Origin of the sequence: Methylobacter psychrophilus (genome assembly GCF_025583945.1) — a bacterium.
Lineage (GTDB): Bacteria > Pseudomonadota > Gammaproteobacteria > Methylococcales > Methylomonadaceae > Methylobacter_C > Methylobacter_C psychrophilus.
The window spans coordinates 19,897-36,700 of sequence record NZ_JAOEGU010000009.1 but is presented as its reverse complement, the minus strand read 5'-3'; the positions used below and the strand labels follow the sequence as shown (position 1 = coordinate 36,700).

Sequence of the window (16,804 nt, the reverse complement as noted above, 5' to 3'; positions counted from 1 at the left end):
ACTATTTTCGCGATTGCCAATAATTGGGCTGCTTTCTTATGTGCATAACAGCGATTATTTCTATGTGAGCGGATCTTGTTCGAAAAATAATCGCATAAGGAAAATGCAATAGCCGACATTTTCTGACGTCATCCTCTATCTTTCGATACAGCAACGGGGTTCGGCATACTCTGTTGATAGCATCTTCAATAGCCTCAATAAAACGTTTTTCTAAGCCTACCTGTTGTTTTTTATAAAACAAAACAGTCTGTTCCAATTCTTCTTGTGCTTGAGGATGCAGGAAATATTTCATAAATAACGCAGTTTCAATTCGGCCATAAATTGTTCACCGTCAACCAATATTGAAGAATTTGTATCTATTTCTTTACAGCGTTTTTGTATTTCTTGTCGCCATGCTTCTGAAACAATAAAGTCTTCCTCGTAATCCAGACTTTCCAGCAATATCTCTGCGATATATGCTCTTGACGTAGGTTCAAGTTTTAATGCTTGTTCGGCAATAGTTTCTATATTCATAAATCACCTTTAACTTCATCCAGCTATGTTTAACAGCAAAGCAGGGTACGCATTGCGTATCGTTTTCAATACATTACGGGTAAACCAATTCCCAAAAAGGTACGCGATGCTTACCCCACCTGGCTTTGGGTGTAGGATGTGTTTGCTTACGTCAGCTCATCCTACGTGCTGACTCGTTGATAGATAGCACCGTAGGTTGGGTTAGGCGATAGCCGTAATCCAACAGATCGAAGCGGCAATGTTGGGTTACGCTATCGCTAATCCAACCTACAATCAATCCAAATTATCAGTAACAGCACCCAGCGAAGCCGAACTTACCAGCTTGGCATATTTTGCCAACACGCCACGGGTATAACGCGGGGCAGGTTGCGTCCATTTTTCAAGGCGCTGGGCTATTTCATGTTCATCGATAACTAATCTAAGTTCGTTGGTTTCTGCATCGATAATGATGGTATCGCCATTTTCAATGATTGCTAACGGGCCACCTACGAAAGCTTCGGGGGTAATATGTCCGACCACAAAGCCGTGCGTGCCGCCGGAAAAACGACCATCTGTAATTAAGGCAACTTCTTTACCCAAACCTTTGCCCATGATTGCGGAAGTAGGGGACAACATTTCACGCATGCCGGGGCCGCCTTTAGGGCCTTCGTAGCGAATCACAATCACGTCGCCTTTAACGATATCGCCGTTTAAGATACTTTGCAGCGCTTGTTCTTCTGCCTCAAATACTTTGGCGGTGCCGATAAAGCGTAAACCTTCTTTACCGGTGATTTTTGCAACTGAGCCGCCCGGTGCCAGATTGCCATATAAAACCACCAAATGACTATCTTTTTTAATGGGGTTATCCAGTGAGTGAATCACATCCTGGTCTTCAGGATAAGGCTTAACATCGGCCAGATTTTCTGCCAGAGTTTTGCCGGTAACGGTTAAACAATCACCGTTAAGTAAACCTTGGTCCAGCAGGATTTTCATCAAGGGTTGAATGCCGCCGATTTCAATTAATTCGGTCATCAGGTAGTGGCCGCTGGGCTTTAAATCGGCCAACAATGGTACATGCTTACCGATGCGGGTGAAGTCATCCAGGGTAATGTCGACATTACCGGCATTGGCCATCGCCAGAATGTGTAATACGGCATTGGTTGAACCGCCAAGTGCAATAACAATGGTTATCGCATTCTCAAAAGCAGCTTTGGTCATGATGTCGCTGGGTTTGATATTGTTTTTTATTAATTCTAGTACAGCCGCGCCGGCACGTTCGCAGTCAAGTCTTTTGTCGTTTGAAATAGCTGCCTGGGCAGAGCTGTTGGGCAGGCTCATGCCCAGTGCTTCAATTGCTGAAGCCATGGTGTTGGCGGTGTACATGCCGCCGCAGGAACCGGCGCCAGGAATGGCTTTGGCTTCAATTTCAGCCAGCTCGGCATCATCAATCTGGTTATTGGCTCTGGCGCCAACGGCTTCAAAAACAGACACCACATCCAGTTTTTTGTCTTTATGGCAGCCCGGCATAATAGTGCCACCGTACACAAAAATGGCCGGACGATTCAGACGTGATATGCCAATCATGCAGCCGGGCATGTTTTTATCGCAGCCGCCAATTGCAACAATGCCGTCAAAGCCTTGGCAGCCGACGACTGTTTCAATGGAATCGGCAATAACTTCGCGGGATACCAGCGAATATTTCATACCTTCGGTACCCATGGAAATACCGTCAGATATGGTAATGGTATTAAAGATAACGGCTTTACCGTTGGCATTATCAACACCAGACGCTGCAGCATCAGCCAGTTTGTTGATATGCATGTTGCACGGGGTGACCATGCTCCAGGTTGAGGCAATGCCGATTTGCGGTTTTTTAAAGTCTTCACTTTTAAAGCCAACGGCGTGGAGCATGGCGCGACTCGGTGCCCGCTCCATACCGTCAACAACAAGAGAAGAAAAGGGGCGGGTGTTGTGGTCGTCTGAGTGGGGCATGTAATTGATTCCTGATGGTAAGGTAAAAAGCGAAATGCAAAAGACGAAAGGTGCAAAATATGCGGATCCTTTAGCCTTTTGCCTTGTGTCCTTCGCCTTAAATTAAAATGAATCCCAACTGCTTTTTCGTTGCCAGCCAAGTTTGGGAAGGATAAAGCCTAAAACAACGCCGACCAGCGATAGCAAGCCGCCGTACAAAAACCAGTCTTGACTGGCTGTACCTTTTAGCGCCTGATTTTCAAGTTTGTATTGTTGCAAATCGCGTTCAACACTAACAACGCGCTCCTGAAGTTCATCACGTTCGTTTTTTAATTGAATTGAACTGGCTGCCGTTTTTTTTAGTTCACTGAGTTCGCGGGCTAACTGATCACGTTCTGTGGCGATGGCTGATCCGGGTGTTGACTCTTTCAGCGCCGTCAACTGTGCTTTTAGTGCCATATTATCAGACTGGAGTAGTGCCAAGGCTTTGCCGGCGCTATCTTTAGGATCAAGAATGGGCGCCAGTTGTTGGGTATAACGCGATTTAATATAACCTTCGGTACCATCAGACAGACGAACATGGATAAATTCAGCTTTGCCTGGCTTGTCGATAAGCGTTAACGGCGTTCCTGTCGAAAGCAACTTTAACGTTTTACCCTTAATGCTGGCGGTACTTCTTAAGGATAAATTAACATCATCTGCCACATAGACTGTTTCAGCTTGAGCCGAACCCAAAGTGAGTATCAAGATAAAAAAAGTACTGAATATTTTTTTCACAGGTAGTTTTTGTGTAAGTTGCCGGGTGATGACAATTTTAACGTTATTTTTTGCAGAGGAGAAATTCCAGTAGCGCTTTTTGTGCATGCAGGCGATTTTCAGCTTCAGCAAAGATAACGCTTTGTGGACCGTCTATCACTTCAGCAGTCACTTCTTCGCCCCGGTGAGCGGGTAAACAATGCATAAATAGTGCATCATCATGTGCTGCCTTCATGATTTCTGCGTTAATCTGAAAGTCTTTAAATGCTACTTCGCGATGTTTTTGTTCTTCTTCCTGGCCCATACTGGCCCAGACATCGGTGACACAAAGGTCAGTGTTTTTAGCCGCTGCCAATGCCGTATCAAAAAACCTGACGCGATCACCTGCAGGTAAAACATATTCCGGTACCGGTAGATATCCGTCCGGGCAAGCAATGTTCAAATTAAAATCAAGCAGCATGGCGGCATGAATATAAGAATGGCACATGTTATTGCCGTCGCCGATCCAGGTAACCGTTTTACCTTTAATGTCGCCGCGAAATTCAAAATACGTTTGCATATCAGCCAGCAACTGACAGGGATGTTCTTGATCGGTTAAGCCGTTGATAACGGGGACACTGGAATGCTGCGCGAAAGTGGTTACGGTTTCGTGTTTGTCAGTTCTCAGCATGATGCCATCGACCATACTGGAGATTACTTTGGCACTGTCATGCAAAGGTTCACCACGACCCAGTTGAGTATCTCTGGGCGATAAAAACAGGGCGTTGCCGCCAAAATGGGTCATGCCCGCTTCAAAGGAAATGCGGGTGCGAGTCGATGATTTTTCAAAGATCATCGCCAGCACCTGACCTTTTAAAGGCTGGTAATCAGGGTCACGATTATTTTTAAGTTCTATGGCTCTATGGATTATGTAACGAAATTCTTCGCTGGATAAGTCCAGTAAGCTGGTGAAATGTCTGGGATTCATGATAGTGTTTCTTGTGTAGTTTTTTTTGTGTAATCTGTAATGATAGTCGACAAAGTTTCTACAAGTAGTTTGATTTGTTGCTCGTCGATGATTAAAGGCGGTAACAAACGAATGGTTGTTTCATTGGTGACATTAATCAACAAGCGCTGTTGTAAGGCTAATTTAACCAAATCGGCGCAAGGACGGTCGAGTTCGATACCGATCATCAAGCCTTTATTGCGGATATCGACGATATGCGGGTTACCCTGCAGGTGCTCAATAAATCCGGCGCAAATAACCTGGCCCTTTTGTCCGGCCTGTTCAATCAGGTTTTCTTCGTCCAGTGTCGCCAGTACCGCTAAAGCTGCGCTACAAGCTAACGGATTGCCGCCAAAGGTAGAGCCGTGTGAGCCTGCAGTAAGTAGTTGGGCGGCTTTACCTCGCGCAAGACAGGCACCAATAGGTACGCCGTTGCCCAGTGCTTTAGCCAAAGTACAGACATCGGGAATAATATTGTTGTGCTGAAAGGCTAAAAATTTTCCGGTACGGCCTATGCCTGACTGGATTTCATCCAGCATCATGAGCAACTCATGCTCGTCACACAGACTGCGGATCTGGTTAAGATAATCAGCAGCGGGAATATTAATACCGCCTTCTCCCTGGATGGGTTCAACCAACACGGCGACGATATTTTTATTGTGCTCAAGCGCTTGCTTGATGGCACTGATATCGTTATAGGGAACCCGTACAAAGCCTTCAACCAGTGGTGCAAAGCCTTGTTGTATTTTGCTGTTTCCGGTCGCGCTTAGCGTTGCCAAGGTACGGCCATGAAAGCTTTTCGCCATAACAATAATGGCCGGATTTTCTATGCCTTTTTCATGGCCGTATTTGCGTGCCAGTTTGATAGCCGCTTCATTTGCTTCAGCACCCGAATTACAAAAAAACACGTTATCCATGCCGCTTTTTTCGGTTAGTTTATCGGCAAGACGTTCCTGATTGGGGATTTTATAAATATTGGAGGTATGCAGCAGTTTTTCACTTTGTGTGCAGATAGCTTTATGTACGGCCGGGTGAGCATGCCCTAAATTGCATACGGCGATACCGGACAGGGCATCCAGATAACGATTATTATCTTCATCCAACAACCACACGCCTTCTCCCCGTTCAAAAGTGACAGGTAAGCGATTGTAAGTTGGCATAATATGGCTGGTCATGGTTTCTTCTGCCTGCAAACGAAAAACAGGCATCTATCGATTACCTGATAAAAAATGTTCGATTATAAGTACCTATCTGGTCTCAGGCAAGTGATGGATTAGAAAATTTGCTTTTTTTAGTGGCATAAAGTTGATAAAATTAACCGGATCTAATCTAATTGAGTAATTATTATGACCGTTATAGCAAGAATTAAAGACCAAATTGAAAACAATTCGGTCGTTTTATACATGAAAGGTACACCTGATTTTCCACAATGTGGTTTTTCTGGTCAATCTGTACAGATATTAAATGCCTGCCAGGCAAAATTTATGTACGTCAATATATTTGAAGATGCAGAACTGCGTGAAGCCCTTAAAGAGTATTCTAACTGGCCTACTTATCCGCAATTGTATATCAATGGTGAATTAGTCGGCGGTTGTGACATCATTATTGATTTGTATAAAAAAGGCGAGTTGCTGACAATGCTGACAGCTGTTGGCGTTGTCGAGGCCTAAGTAAACAGCACACGGATGACATAGGCTTTTACCAGGTTATACGGACTTTGTCGCGTTACCCGTTAGCTCTTTGTCATCCTTGTGTCCTTGGCGTATTAAACATCAAGCATTTCAAGTCGTTTCCATTTATTGACGATCATACAGAACAGTTGGGCTGTCTGTTCTGCATCATATAACGCGGAATGCGCTTTTTCATTGTCCCATTCCAAACCTGCGGCCTGAGCAATTTTTGCCAGTACCGTCTGCTGATAAGCCAAGCCTCCTAGTGTTGCCGTATCAAACGTGCTAAACGGATGAAAAGGACTACGTTTTATTTGGGTTCGCTGGATAGCAGCATTTAAAAACGCGATGTCAAAAGCCGGATTATGGCCCACTAAAATTGCCCGGGTGCAATCGTTACGTTTTACGGCCTGTTTAATCGGCTTAAAGAGCATCTCCAGGGCATCTTTTTCATCTATTGCCATACGAAAAGGGTGATACGGATCGATGCCGTTAAATTTGAGGGCAGCTGGATCCAGTTCGGAATTTTTAAAGGGCACAACATGCGTTGTATAGCGTTCGGTGACCTCCAAATCATTGTTACTGTCAAGCTCAACAATAACGGCAGCAATTTCCAGTAAAGCATGTTTTTTGGCATTAAAGCCGGCTGTTTCGATATCGACGATGACAGGAAGGTAGCCTCTAAAGCGTTGGGCCAGCGGAATTGCAGGTGTATCCATTAGGTTGGGTGGTATCCAAAGATAGTAAAAAAATAAAACATGTTACGCCAAGTTAGCCGTAGAGAGACAATATTTTGCGTCTCTACCGTATTTTCCAACTCAGCTCTTCACCGGATTTAAGTGGCGTTATAAGTGTGTCGTTTTCTCCGTAACTGGCTGGCACTGTCCAGGCGGTTTTTTCTAAGGTAATCGTGTTTAAGTTTCTGGGTAAGCGGTAAAAATCCGCACCGTAAAAACTGGCGAAGCCTTCCAGTTTGTCTAATGACCCAGCACGGTCAAAGGCTTCCGCGTAAAGTTCCAGCGCCGCGTGAGCACTGTAACAACCGGCACAGCCGCAACTGGTTTCTTTTGACAAAGTCGTATGCGGCGCACTGTCGGTACCTAAAAAGAATTTTGGGTTGCCGCTGGTTGCAGCGGCAACCAATGCTAGGCGGTGATCTTCACGTTTGATGATAGGCAGACAATAATAATGTGGACGTATGCCGCCTGCCAGTAGGGCGTTACGGTTAAACAGAAGATGTTGGGGGGTGATGGTTGCGGCAACAGCATTGCTGGCGGCTTGCACAAATTGTACGGCTTCTGTGGTGGTGACGTGTTCAACGACGATGCGCAAACCAGGGAAGTTATTTACAATAGCACTCAAACTGGTGTCAACAAACACCCGTTCACGGTCAAAAATATCGCATTGCTCATCGGTAACTTCACCATGAATCAGCAAGGGAATATCTTCTTGTTCCATGGCAGCCAGTAACGGATAAATAGCCGTGATATCAGCAACGCCTGAATCCGAATTGGTGGTAGCGCCTGCCGGATATAATTTAAAGGCATAAACACAGTCAGACCCGGCGGCGGCTTTTATTTCAGCGACTGTCGTGGCACCGGTTAAATATAAGGTCATTAATGGTGTAAAATCGATGCCGGCAGGCACCGCTTGTAAAATTTCTTCGCGATAGGCCAGAGCCTGAGCCACCGTGGTCACGGGAGGCTTAAGATTAGGCATGATAATGGCACGGGCAAATTGCCGGGCCGTATGCGGTAACACGGTTTTTAAAATGGCGCCGTTTCGTACATGTAAGTGCCAGTCATCGGGGCGGGTTATGGTTAATGTTTTCATTGTTGGCGGTGTGTCTGTAAAATAGGCCGCTATTTTATAGTAAGTATCTGGAAAAGCTAAATGCAGACCTTATTTATAGTTATTATTTTTTGTTGTCGGAGTGGTTAATGCCAATTTACGAATACCAATGTCAGTCCTGTGGCCATGAGCACGAAGCGTTACAAAAACTGGGTGCTGACCCTTTACTGATTTGTCCGGCCTGCACGAAGCCGGAGTTAATGAAAAAAATCTCTGCTGCCGGATTCAGACTAAAAGGTACTGGCTGGTATGAAACTGATTTTAAGAGTGGCAACAAGAAAAATGTAGCAGGTGATGTTTCTCCAACGCCCAGTACCCCAAAAGCCGGTAGTTCCACTCCTGCCAGTAGTAAAAAAGAGCAATAATGGCATCAGGGTGCACTATTATTTTGCGCCTAATGCTTTTATCTCATTAATAAATAACAATACACAACTTTTTAATCCACAGGGAAAATTTATGCGTACCCACAAGTGCGGAGAATTAAATACACAACAGCTAGGCGAAACCGTTTCAATCTGCGGTTGGGTACATAGACGTCGCGACCACGGCGGCGTTATTTTTATCGACCTTAGAGACCGTGCCGGTTTGGTTCAAGTCGTGGTTGATCCCGATGTAGCTGACACTTTTGCCATTGCTGAACATGTCCGCAGTGAATATGTATTAAAAATAACGGGCGTTGTACGTGATCGTCCAACAGGTACAGTCAATACTAATCTACACTCTGGTGCTATTGAAATATTGGCTGGGGAAATTGAAGTGTTAAATGAATCGGAAACGCCGCCGTTTCCGATAGAAAGCGATATTGAAGTCAACGAAGAGCTGCGTTTACGTTATCGTTATATTGATTTGCGCCGGACGGTGATGCAGGAAAAAATGAAAGTTCGCCGTGATGTTACACGGGTTTTAAGAAACTTTTTGGATGACAATGAGTTTTTTGAAATTGAAACGCCTTACCTGACCAAAGCAACACCGGAAGGTGCGCGTGATTACATTGTGCCTAGCCGTACTCACGAAAACGCCTTTTTTGCCCTACCTCAATCACCGCAACTGTATAAACAAATGTTGATGATTGCCGGTATGGATCGGTATTACCAAGTCGTGCGTTGTTTCCGCGATGAAGATTTACGTGCTGACAGACAGCCCGAATTTACTCAATTGGATATAGAAACGTCTTTCATGGATGAAAACGAAATCATGGAAGTTATGGAAGAAATGATTCGTCAATTATTTGCGAAAGTAATTAATGTCGAGTTGGATGCCGAATTTCCACGTATCAGCTATCAGGAATCTGTGTCACGCTACGGCGTTGATCGTCCTGATTTGCGAATTCCGTTGGAATTAATCGATATTGGCGATGACATGAAAAATGTCGATTTTAAAGTGTTTTCAGCACCTGCCAATGACCCTAAAGGCCGTGTTGTTGCACTGCGTGTCCCTAATGCCGGTAGTTTAAGTCGTAAAGATATTGATGAATTAACTAAATTTGTCAGTATTTACGGCGCTAAAGGTTTGGCTTACATTAAGGTTAATGATCTGGCGCTTGGTCTTGAAGGCTTACAATCACCGATTGTTAAGTTTGCTCCCAAAGAAGTTTGGGATAGTGTACTGGCTAAAACAAATGCCCAAAACGGCGATTTAATCTTCTTTGGTGCGGATAAAGCCAGTATTGTTAATGAAGCCATGGGCGCGTTGCGCGTTAAACTGGGACATGACCTTAATTTGCTGGAAGGTGAATGGAAGCCGGTTTGGGTGGTTGATTTCCCTATGTTTGACTGGGATGAAAAAAGCGGCCGTTTTAATGCCATTCATCACCCTTTTACCGCGCCTAGTTGTTTGGTAGAAGACTTGGTAGCAAATCCGGGTGCAGCGTTGTCACGCGCTTATGATTTGGTGTTAAACGGTACCGAAGTCGGTGGTGGTTCAATTCGTATCAACCGTACATCCATGCAACAAACTGTGTTTGGCATTTTAGGTATTGGCGAAGAAGAAGCCAGAGAAAAATTCGGCTTCTTATTGGATGCCTTAAAATACGGTGCGCCGCCTCATGGTGGTTTGGCGTTTGGTTTGGATCGTTTGGTTATGTTGATGACCGGATCAAGCTCTATCCGTGATGTCATTGCTTTCCCTAAAACCCAGTCTGCTGCCTGTCCATTGGTTAGTGCACCTGCAGTGGTTACTGATGAGCAATTGAAAGAGTTGGGGATTCGCTTGATCAGACCGGCAGGCAAAGAGCCCAAAGAAAAAGTTAAGCAGGATTAAACTGTTTTTATTTACCACGAAGACACGAAGGATGTGAAGTTTTTTTGTTATCCTTCGTGTCTTTGTGGTGATCCTGTTTTTAGGTTTTTTGTGGATTGATCAGCTATAACAAAACATTTACATGTCAGATTTTTTTGGCGTTGACTGGAAATCAAAAAAATAAAATTGGAACCATGGCAGAAAAAAAAACAAGTAAAGAAAAAAAAGACCCCAAAATATCAACCAATCCTAAAAAAATGAGCTCTTTTTTTGCCTGGGATGGCGATACACTCATACTGAATATATTGGGTACGCCCGGTGCCAAGCATGATGTTATTGGCAAAATAAAAGGCAATCAACTTAAAATCAGTGTCACCGAAGCACCCCGTGCAGGAAAGGCTACAGATTATATGGTGCGTTTTTTAGCCAAAGAGTTCGATGTTGCGACTGCTGATATTGCCGTAGTATTTGGGCGCATGAATATTAACAAGCAATTGCGTATTAAAGCGCCGAAAAAATTACCTTCAGTTATTGCACGTCTACAGTAATGAAACCGCTATACAGTTTATCAATAGCTCATTGCCCTGTGTTATTTATAAACCGGTTATCGCGTTTTAAGGTGTTAAAACCGACTGGGTGCGTAGAATTAATTTTTACCATGTATTTTTATGAACTGGCAATGGCCAGCCATACTAAAGTTCTTTAACTTTTTAACGCCTGTCTAGTGGAAAAAATATGACTTCAACAGCCTTTCCTATTCAAGATTATGCATTACTCGATGATGAAGAATGCGATGCCCGCATTATTGCCGCCAAAGCCAAATTGGGTAAGCGTTGTGTCATACTGGGACACCATTATCAGCGCGATGAAGTGTTTAAACATGCCGATTATTCCGGCGATTCCTTAAAGCTCTCCAGAGATGCGGCACAATCGGAAGCCGAATATATTGTTTTTTGCGGCGTGCATTTTATGGCAGAAGTTGCCGATATATTGTCCCGTCCCGAACAAATAGCCATCTTGCCTGATTTGGCGGCAGGTTGCTCCATGGCAGATATGGCCAATTTATTAAAAGTGCAGAAATGTTGGCAGGAATTGGCACAAGTTATTGATGTGGAAAATGAAGTAACACCAGTTACTTACATTAATTCAGCGGCTGATTTAAAAGCGTTTTGTGGCAAGCATGACGGTATTGTTTGTACTTCTTCCAATGCCCAAAAAATTCTGGAATGGAGTTTTTCCAAACGCTCCAAGGTGCTGTTTTTCCCTGATCAGCATTTAGGTCGTAATACTGGTTATCGCATGGGTATTGGGTTGGAAGATATGGTTACCTGGGATTTTAATAAACCCATGGGCGGTTTAACGGAAGTACAAATCCGTAAGGCTAAAATCATACTCTGGAATGGCTATTGTTCGGTGCATCAAGTCTTTAAAGCGGAACAAATTGATAACTTTCTGGAACGTTTTCCGGAAACCAAAGTGATTTCGCATCCTGAAGCCTGTTTTGAAGTTTGCGAGAAAGCCGATTATGTCGGCTCTACTGAATACATTTTAAAAACGGTTCGTGAAGCTGAACCCAATACCCGTTGGTTGGTTGCGACTGAATTAAATTTGGTCAATCGTTTGCATGAAGAATGTAAAGCGCAGGGTAAAAATGTCCACTTTATGTCGCCGACGCTGTGCATGTGTTCAACCATGTTTAGAACGGATCCGCAACATTTGGCGTGGGTGTTGGAAAATCTCGCTGCGGGTAATGTGATTAACCGGATTTCAGTACCGGTTGAAGAGGCCGGATTGGCTAAGCGGGCATTGGATAACATGCTGGCGATTAATTAGTTTTTTATCGAAAGACAGGTTGAAAATATCCTTCACCACGAAGGACACGAAGGACACGAAGAAAAATAATTGCTTTTATTTAATGTCTTGAAAGCTTCGTGTCTTTCGTGGTGAGTTTTTTAATGCTGTACAAAAAACGAATACTTAATACAGTCTCGATAGGGTCGCCATATGATTTTATCAACTATGGTCAGGAGATAAATACCCTGTTATGCTTTGGGTTAATGGCCTCAGGTTATCCGGGTAGTGATTAAGAAACTTATAATACACCGCTTTTTTCGCCGTTAATTGTTACATAAATCCCGGGTCATACTAGGATGATCACAACTGTGATAACCTTGGCTTTGATCGTTAAAATAATCGTTATGCACAAGGCAGAACATGAATACCCCTATTGATCCAAAAGAAGAAATCAGTCGGCAGTTACATGATGCGGCGCTCGACTATCACCAGTTTCCTACACCAGGAAAAATCAGTGTTACGCCTACCAAGCAACTGACCAATCAGCGTGATCTGGCCCTGGCTTATTCACCGGGAGTTGCGGCGGCTTGTGAAGAAATTGTTGCTGATCCTGCCAACGTTTTTAAATATACGTCGCGCGGCAATCTGGTCGCTGTTATTTCCAATGGTACAGCGGTGTTGGGCTTGGGTAATATTGGGCCTTTGGCAGCGAAGCCGGTCATGGAAGGCAAGGGTGTATTGTTTAAAAAATTCGCCGGTATTGATGTCTTTGATATTGAGATTAATGAGCTGGACCCTGATAAATTATGTGACATTATTGCCTCCTTGGAGCCAACGTTTGGTGGTATTAATCTGGAAGATATTAAAGCCCCGGAATGCTTTTATATCGAGCGTAAATTACGCGAACGGATGAATATTCCGGTATTTCATGACGATCAGCACGGCACGGCGATTATTGTCGGTGCGGCTATTTTAAATGGCCTGAAAGTTGTCGGTAAGGATATTAAAAATTGTAAGTTGGTCGTCTCTGGTGCCGGTGCTGCGGCATTTGCCTGTCTGGATTTACTGGTAGAGTTGGGCTTTCCGATTGAAAATATCTTTGTTACCGATCACGCCGGTGTTATTTACAAAGGTCGCATTGAAAAAGATGCTCATAAAGCCCGTTTTGCCCAGCAAACCAGTGCGCGAACCTTGGCTGAGGTTATGCCCGGCGCCGATATTTTTTTAGGGTTATCGGCAGGTGGTATTTTAAAGCAAGACATGGTTAAAACCATGGCACCAAAACCTTTGATATTGGCGCTGGCCAATCCGACGCCGGAAATTTTGCCGGAAGATGCCAAGGCGGTACGCGAAGATGCCATTATTGCCACAGGACGTTCTGATTATCCTAATCAGGTTAACAATGTTTTATGCTTTCCTTATATTTTTCGGGGCGCATTGGATTGTGGTGCGACCACCATCACCCGTCAAATGGAAATTGCTGCCGTGCGAGCCATTGCCGAGTTGGCGCAGGCGGAACAATCGGATATTGTTGCCAGCACCTACGGCATCGCCAACTTGTCTTTTGGTCCGGATTACCTGATTCCGTTGCCCTTTGATCCTCGTCTGATGACAAAAATTGCACCTGCGGTTGCCAAAGCTGCCGAAGAGTCGGGGGTTGCTGCGCGTCCCATACAAGATATGCAGGCTTATATTGACCGCTTGCAGCAATTTGTCTATCACAGCGGCACCTTCATGAAGCCGATTTTTCAGATTGCCAAAAATACACCCGCCAATAAAAAACGGATTGTCTTTGCCGAAGGTGAAGAAGAGCGTGTATTGCGTGCCGTACAGGTAATTGTCGATGAAAAAATCGCTACGCCTATTTTGATTGGCCGTCCGGCCGTATTGCAATTTCGCATTGAAAAGTTTGGTTTACGGCTCACTCCCGGCGTCGATTTTGAGATTGTTAATCCTGAACTTGACGAACGTTATCGAGATTTCTGGGAGACTTATCTGCAAATGACTCATCGCAAAGGCGTCACCGAGCAATATGCCAAGCTGGAAATGCGTCGTCGCAACAGTTTAATCGGTGCCATGTTGGTTCATAAAGGCGATGCTGACGGCATGATTTGTGGTACTTTTGGCGATAATATTCAGCATCTGCATTATATTGATCAGGTCTTGGGCAAGCGCGCCGGAGCCAATATCTATGCGGCCATGAACGTGCTGGTATTGCCGGAACGGCAGATACTCTTGGTGGATACTCACGTTAATGAAAATCCAACGGCCGGGCAGATCGCTGAAATTACTTTGTTAGCCGCAGAAAAAATGCGTAATTTAGGCATGCTGCCGCGTGTTGCCTTGCTGTCTCATTCAAGTTTTGGTTCAAGCAACAGTGAGTCAGCGCAAAAGATGCGTGCTGCTTTGGCGATTATTAATCAACAGGCGCCAGAACTGGAGGTTGATGGCGAGATGCATGGCGATGCCGCGTTAAACCATGATCTGCTAAAAAAGATGCAGCCCGATACAACGTTGAAAGGCAGTGCCAATCTGCTGGTTTTTCCCAATATTGAAGCCGCTAATATTTCCTATAACCTGCTTAAGACCGCAGCCGGCTATGGTGTTGCGATAGGCCCTATCATGCTGGGTTGTGCCCGACCGGTACATATCCTCACGCCCTCCGCCACCGTTCGCCGTATCGTTAATATGACCGCGCTATGTGTGTTGGATGCCGTGAGCGAGCGCTGAGTTTTTACTACGAAGGGTGCCACTAATATTCCACTGTACAGGTGTCATCAAACGATTCGGTCAGAGTTTGCAACTTCGATGGAACCATTTGATAACTTTAACCGACATTCCGCATGAACGACTTAATTTACTCTGCGAACGTTATAGCCGGTTATATGCTAATTCAGGGTAATCGGGCGGCTTTGATTTTCTTGTAAAGTTCCGATTTTTGGAAATGCCATTTACTTTGGCCGGGCAACGAGAAACTTACGCTGAAAATCTTGGAGTGTGCCACAGGCACACAGACTGACACTAGATGCATCAAAGTCAGTCGATTCAATCCATGTTGCCACTGAGTTTTCTTTTAAAACGGATATCATGTAATTTTGATGGCCTTTCTGTTTTGCCCACCAAGGAAAGACGGTAACAGGCTTATCATACACATAGATGTTTTTTTCTGGCCGGCGACTGTGACTATTTTGATGGTCAATATGATTGCGTAAAATAGGGATCTCATGATGTCGTTTTGTCCCATTAGTAATACAGCAAAGCGGTCTAAGTAAGCCATTTCTGAGGTTCATGGCATAAATAAATCCAGCGGCGTAGATTTTTCCCTTATCCCCTTTTGGAGTATGACAGGCATGGTCAATAAAATGTCCGTCAGCGACTTCTACCGCATACCCATCAAGCTCAGAAAATGATTGTAGGTAATCTAATGCCAGAGGCAGTTAACTGCTCACAGTGGATTTTATAGTTTTGCCGTTCGATTGCTTCAAGCATGCTGGCGCGTCTTGAAGACTTAAGTGATTTAAAGTAAGTCGAGTGAGGCAGGAGTTCACCATCAATCTCTTTCGTTGTCTGTAAAAAATGACGACTACTGTCAACCACGCTAATACAGCGCAATAGTCCGAGACGAATGAAGTTGATATCATTCATTTCGGGGCATGATCGCTGCCAAGCAGGGTGGCGTTCTGCGGCTAGCGCTCTTTCCATGCTTTCATTGCAGTGGGCAAGGAGGTAATCATTAATGGAATGTTATTATTCATGCAGATTTTCCATTAAAAGGTAAAAAATTGTAAAATATGATAAAATTTATTTTATAATTGCAAGTCTTTTTTATTTAATTTATACATCCATAGTCACTTCTTTTGGTAGCCGTCACTCTATTTTATAAAATACAAAGAAAAACTTCACTGCACTCTTTAGAGAGCTATTGGCCTGAGTATTTCCTTGTTATCCTGGGCTTTAAGGGAAACACTCATAGGAATAACCCCCATTTTTCGGAACTTCATACCCAGGTGCTTGTATATAAAGTCGTAACAAGCGCTGGGGCTTAGCTTGATTCCAGTCAGTATCTCGATTTCATGGGATGCCTCGGAAACAGTATGAGGTGGCTGCTTTAGAAAGTGCGACTTTATTTGCTCATGATAAGGCTGTAATGAACTGATCGGACGGTCAGTGCGCGACACACCAAGGTCGGCTAAACTGCCCTCGGCATAGTCTTTTAGGTAACGCGTCAGGCTATCAGGGTTGGTGCGGGCAATGTAATGCGTTCAATTTCGTTATGCGCTAAGCCCAGTGCTTTAAGATAAACCATATGCAATTTTTTCTTGATCAGCCCTGATGGATGCTCCATGAATTGTCGGCACACTTCATCAATGGCTTTTGCGATAAAATTAATCTTTAGTATGTCAGGTTTTGTGTTTAAATTTGGGTATTATATCAGCTTTATTTTCAGAAAATTTGACCGGAGGGAGTATATAACCAACAATAAGCCAATTTATAATCAATCTTTAAAGCTTGTTTGTTTGGCTAGTGAAAAATATAAATTGACATTGATAGATAAAGGCTTAAGATATGCCTAGCTTGAAAATAAGATTTACCCTCTGCTTACCATTTCGATATCTATTTTGTAGTTTCTCGTCCTGTTTTTCATTTTGTAATTTCCAAATTTACCTGCTTTACTGGCCTTAAGGGCTTTATTATTTAATATTTATAGGATTCATCATGTCTACAATTACAACTGGTACCGTCAAATGGTTTAACTCTGATAAAGGCTTCGGTTTTATCGAACAAGCATCAGGTCCTGACGTTTTCGTACATTTTCAACAAATTCAAAACTCAGGTGGCTACAAGTCTCTTGATGAAGGCCAAAAAGTACAGTTTACTGTTACTCAAGGTCAAAAAGGCCCACAAGCAGAAAACGTAACCGTTATCTAAATGCCTAGCGTCTGTTGTTGGGCACCCGGTGCGCAGCAACAGAGTCTAAAAATAAAAGATAGTTTACAAAGATAGCCAGCTCATTTATTATGTTAGCTGTGAAATGGAACTTCTTGAT

17 protein-coding genes are annotated in these 16,804 nt (G+C 43.9%); 7 read left to right on the top strand and 10 right to left on the bottom strand.

From position 1 onward, the window contains the following. Position 1: 1 nt before the first annotated feature. The 6 genes from N7974_RS06575 to N7974_RS06550 all read right to left on the bottom strand — a co-directional run bounded on the left by N7974_RS06575 (position 2) and on the right by N7974_RS06550 (position 5,379). On the bottom strand, positions 2 to 292 hold the full coding sequence (locus N7974_RS06575; RefSeq protein ID WP_262964838.1) for a type II toxin-antitoxin system RelE/ParE family toxin: 291 nt from the start codon (positions 290 to 292) through the stop codon (positions 2 to 4). Next, positions 289 to 513, bottom strand: coding sequence for an addiction module protein (locus N7974_RS06570; protein ID WP_262964837.1), 225 nt, complete (start codon positions 511 to 513; stop codon positions 289 to 291). The genes N7974_RS06575 and N7974_RS06570 overlap by 4 nt, the downstream gene beginning before the upstream one ends. Positions 514 to 786: 273 nt before the next feature. Then, on the bottom strand, positions 787 to 2,484 hold the full coding sequence (gene ilvD / locus N7974_RS06565; protein WP_262964836.1) for a dihydroxy-acid dehydratase: 1,698 nt from the start codon (positions 2,482 to 2,484) through the stop codon (positions 787 to 789). Between the two features lie 102 nt (positions 2,485 to 2,586). Continuing rightward, complete coding sequence (locus tag N7974_RS06560) at positions 2,587 to 3,240, bottom strand: TIGR04211 family SH3 domain-containing protein (protein WP_262964835.1); 654 nt, start codon at positions 3,238 to 3,240, stop codon at positions 2,587 to 2,589. Positions 3,241 to 3,283: 43 nt separating this feature from the next. Further along, positions 3,284 to 4,186 carry an ornithine carbamoyltransferase gene (gene argF, locus N7974_RS06555; protein WP_262964834.1) on the bottom strand — a complete coding sequence of 301 codons (903 nt, stop codon included), beginning with the start codon at positions 4,184 to 4,186 and terminating at the stop codon, positions 3,284 to 3,286. Further along, positions 4,183 to 5,379 (bottom strand): aspartate aminotransferase family protein, encoded by a 1,197-nt coding sequence (locus N7974_RS06550; protein WP_262964903.1) that lies wholly within the window; start codon positions 5,377 to 5,379, stop codon positions 4,183 to 4,185. Before N7974_RS06550 ends, argF begins: the two co-directional genes overlap by 4 nt. 171 nt (positions 5,380 to 5,550) lie before the next feature. Between N7974_RS06550 and grxD the strand changes: the two genes are divergently transcribed. Further along, the gene (gene grxD / locus N7974_RS06545) at positions 5,551 to 5,874 is read left to right on the top strand and encodes a Grx4 family monothiol glutaredoxin (RefSeq protein ID WP_317451589.1); all 324 of its coding nucleotides are present in this window, start codon (positions 5,551 to 5,553) and stop codon (positions 5,872 to 5,874) included. Positions 5,875 to 5,969: 95 nt separating this feature from the next. Here the strand turns inward: grxD and rnt are convergent, their stop codons facing one another. After that, positions 5,970 to 6,593 carry a ribonuclease T gene (rnt, locus tag N7974_RS06540; RefSeq protein WP_262964833.1) on the bottom strand — a complete coding sequence of 208 codons (624 nt, stop codon included), beginning with the start codon at positions 6,591 to 6,593 and terminating at the stop codon, positions 5,970 to 5,972. Positions 6,594 to 6,675: 82 nt separating this feature from the next. Then, positions 6,676 to 7,707, bottom strand: a complete 1,032-nt coding sequence (gene pyrC, locus N7974_RS06535; RefSeq protein WP_262964832.1) for a dihydroorotase — start codon at positions 7,705 to 7,707, stop codon at positions 6,676 to 6,678. Between the two features lie 107 nt (positions 7,708 to 7,814). On the opposite strand from pyrC, the gene N7974_RS06530 reads away from it, so the two are divergent. The 5 genes from N7974_RS06530 to N7974_RS06510 all read left to right on the top strand — a co-directional run bounded on the left by N7974_RS06530 (position 7,815) and on the right by N7974_RS06510 (position 14,487). Next, the gene (locus N7974_RS06530) at positions 7,815 to 8,090 is read left to right on the top strand and encodes an FmdB family zinc ribbon protein (protein ID WP_262964831.1); all 276 of its coding nucleotides are present in this window, start codon (positions 7,815 to 7,817) and stop codon (positions 8,088 to 8,090) included. Between the two features lie 91 nt (positions 8,091 to 8,181). Next, positions 8,182 to 9,984: an aspartate--tRNA ligase gene (gene aspS, locus N7974_RS06525; protein ID WP_262964830.1), complete on the top strand. Its 1,803-nt coding sequence runs from the start codon at positions 8,182 to 8,184 to the stop codon at positions 9,982 to 9,984. 173 nt (positions 9,985 to 10,157) lie between these two features. Next, complete coding sequence (locus tag N7974_RS06520; RefSeq protein ID WP_262964829.1) at positions 10,158 to 10,511, top strand: DUF167 domain-containing protein; 354 nt, start codon at positions 10,158 to 10,160, stop codon at positions 10,509 to 10,511. 187 nt (positions 10,512 to 10,698) lie between these two features. Beyond that, positions 10,699 to 11,796 (top strand): quinolinate synthase NadA, encoded by a 1,098-nt coding sequence (gene nadA, locus N7974_RS06515; protein ID WP_262964828.1) that lies wholly within the window; start codon positions 10,699 to 10,701, stop codon positions 11,794 to 11,796. A gap of 381 nt (positions 11,797 to 12,177) precedes the next feature. Continuing rightward, positions 12,178 to 14,487, top strand: a complete 2,310-nt coding sequence (locus N7974_RS06510; protein ID WP_317451588.1) for an NADP-dependent malic enzyme — start codon at positions 12,178 to 12,180, stop codon at positions 14,485 to 14,487. 221 nt (positions 14,488 to 14,708) lie between these two features. On the opposite strand, the gene N7974_RS06505 is transcribed toward N7974_RS06510, so the two are convergent. After that, entirely contained in the window at positions 14,709 to 15,047 is a 339-nt protein-coding gene (locus tag N7974_RS06505) for a hypothetical protein (protein WP_262964827.1), read from the bottom strand. Between the two features lie 109 nt (positions 15,048 to 15,156). Then, positions 15,157 to 15,459, bottom strand: a complete 303-nt coding sequence (locus tag N7974_RS06500; RefSeq protein WP_262964826.1) for a hypothetical protein — start codon at positions 15,457 to 15,459, stop codon at positions 15,157 to 15,159. Between the two features lie 1,014 nt (positions 15,460 to 16,473). On the opposite strand from N7974_RS06500, the gene N7974_RS06495 reads away from it, so the two are divergent. Next, on the top strand, positions 16,474 to 16,686 hold the full coding sequence (locus tag N7974_RS06495) for a cold-shock protein (RefSeq protein WP_305852358.1): 213 nt from the start codon (positions 16,474 to 16,476) through the stop codon (positions 16,684 to 16,686). Positions 16,687 to 16,804 lie beyond the last annotated feature (118 nt).

Coding starts and splice junctions, on each gene's coding strand:
- N7974_RS06575 (WP_262964838.1), bottom strand. CDS start 292: ATGAAATATTTCCTGCATCCTCAAGCACAAGAAGAATTGGAACAGACT.
- N7974_RS06570 (WP_262964837.1), bottom strand. CDS start 513: ATGAATATAGAAACTATTGCCGAACAAGCATTAAAACTTGAACCTACG.
- ilvD (WP_262964836.1), bottom strand. CDS start 2,484: ATGCCCCACTCAGACGACCACAACACCCGCCCCTTTTCTTCTCTTGTT.
- argF (WP_262964834.1), bottom strand. CDS start 4,186: ATGAATCCCAGACATTTCACCAGCTTACTGGACTTATCCAGCGAAGAA.
- N7974_RS06550 (WP_262964903.1), bottom strand. CDS start 5,379: ATGACCAGCCATATTATGCCAACTTACAATCGCTTACCTGTCACTTTT.
- grxD (WP_317451589.1), top strand. CDS start 5,551: ATGACCGTTATAGCAAGAATTAAAGACCAAATTGAAAACAATTCGGTC.
- rnt (WP_262964833.1), bottom strand. CDS start 6,593: ATGGATACACCTGCAATTCCGCTGGCCCAACGCTTTAGAGGCTACCTT.
- pyrC (WP_262964832.1), bottom strand. CDS start 7,707: ATGAAAACATTAACCATAACCCGCCCCGATGACTGGCACTTACATGTA.
- N7974_RS06530 (WP_262964831.1), top strand. CDS start 7,815: ATGCCAATTTACGAATACCAATGTCAGTCCTGTGGCCATGAGCACGAA.
- aspS (WP_262964830.1), top strand. CDS start 8,182: ATGCGTACCCACAAGTGCGGAGAATTAAATACACAACAGCTAGGCGAA.
- N7974_RS06520 (WP_262964829.1), top strand. CDS start 10,158: ATGGCAGAAAAAAAAACAAGTAAAGAAAAAAAAGACCCCAAAATATCA.
- nadA (WP_262964828.1), top strand. CDS start 10,699: ATGACTTCAACAGCCTTTCCTATTCAAGATTATGCATTACTCGATGAT.
- N7974_RS06510 (WP_317451588.1), top strand. CDS start 12,178: ATGAATACCCCTATTGATCCAAAAGAAGAAATCAGTCGGCAGTTACAT.
- N7974_RS06505 (WP_262964827.1), bottom strand. CDS start 15,047: ATGAACCTCAGAAATGGCTTACTTAGACCGCTTTGCTGTATTACTAAT.
- N7974_RS06500 (WP_262964826.1), bottom strand. CDS start 15,459: ATGGAAAGAGCGCTAGCCGCAGAACGCCACCCTGCTTGGCAGCGATCA.
- N7974_RS06495 (WP_305852358.1), top strand. CDS start 16,474: ATGTCTACAATTACAACTGGTACCGTCAAATGGTTTAACTCTGATAAA.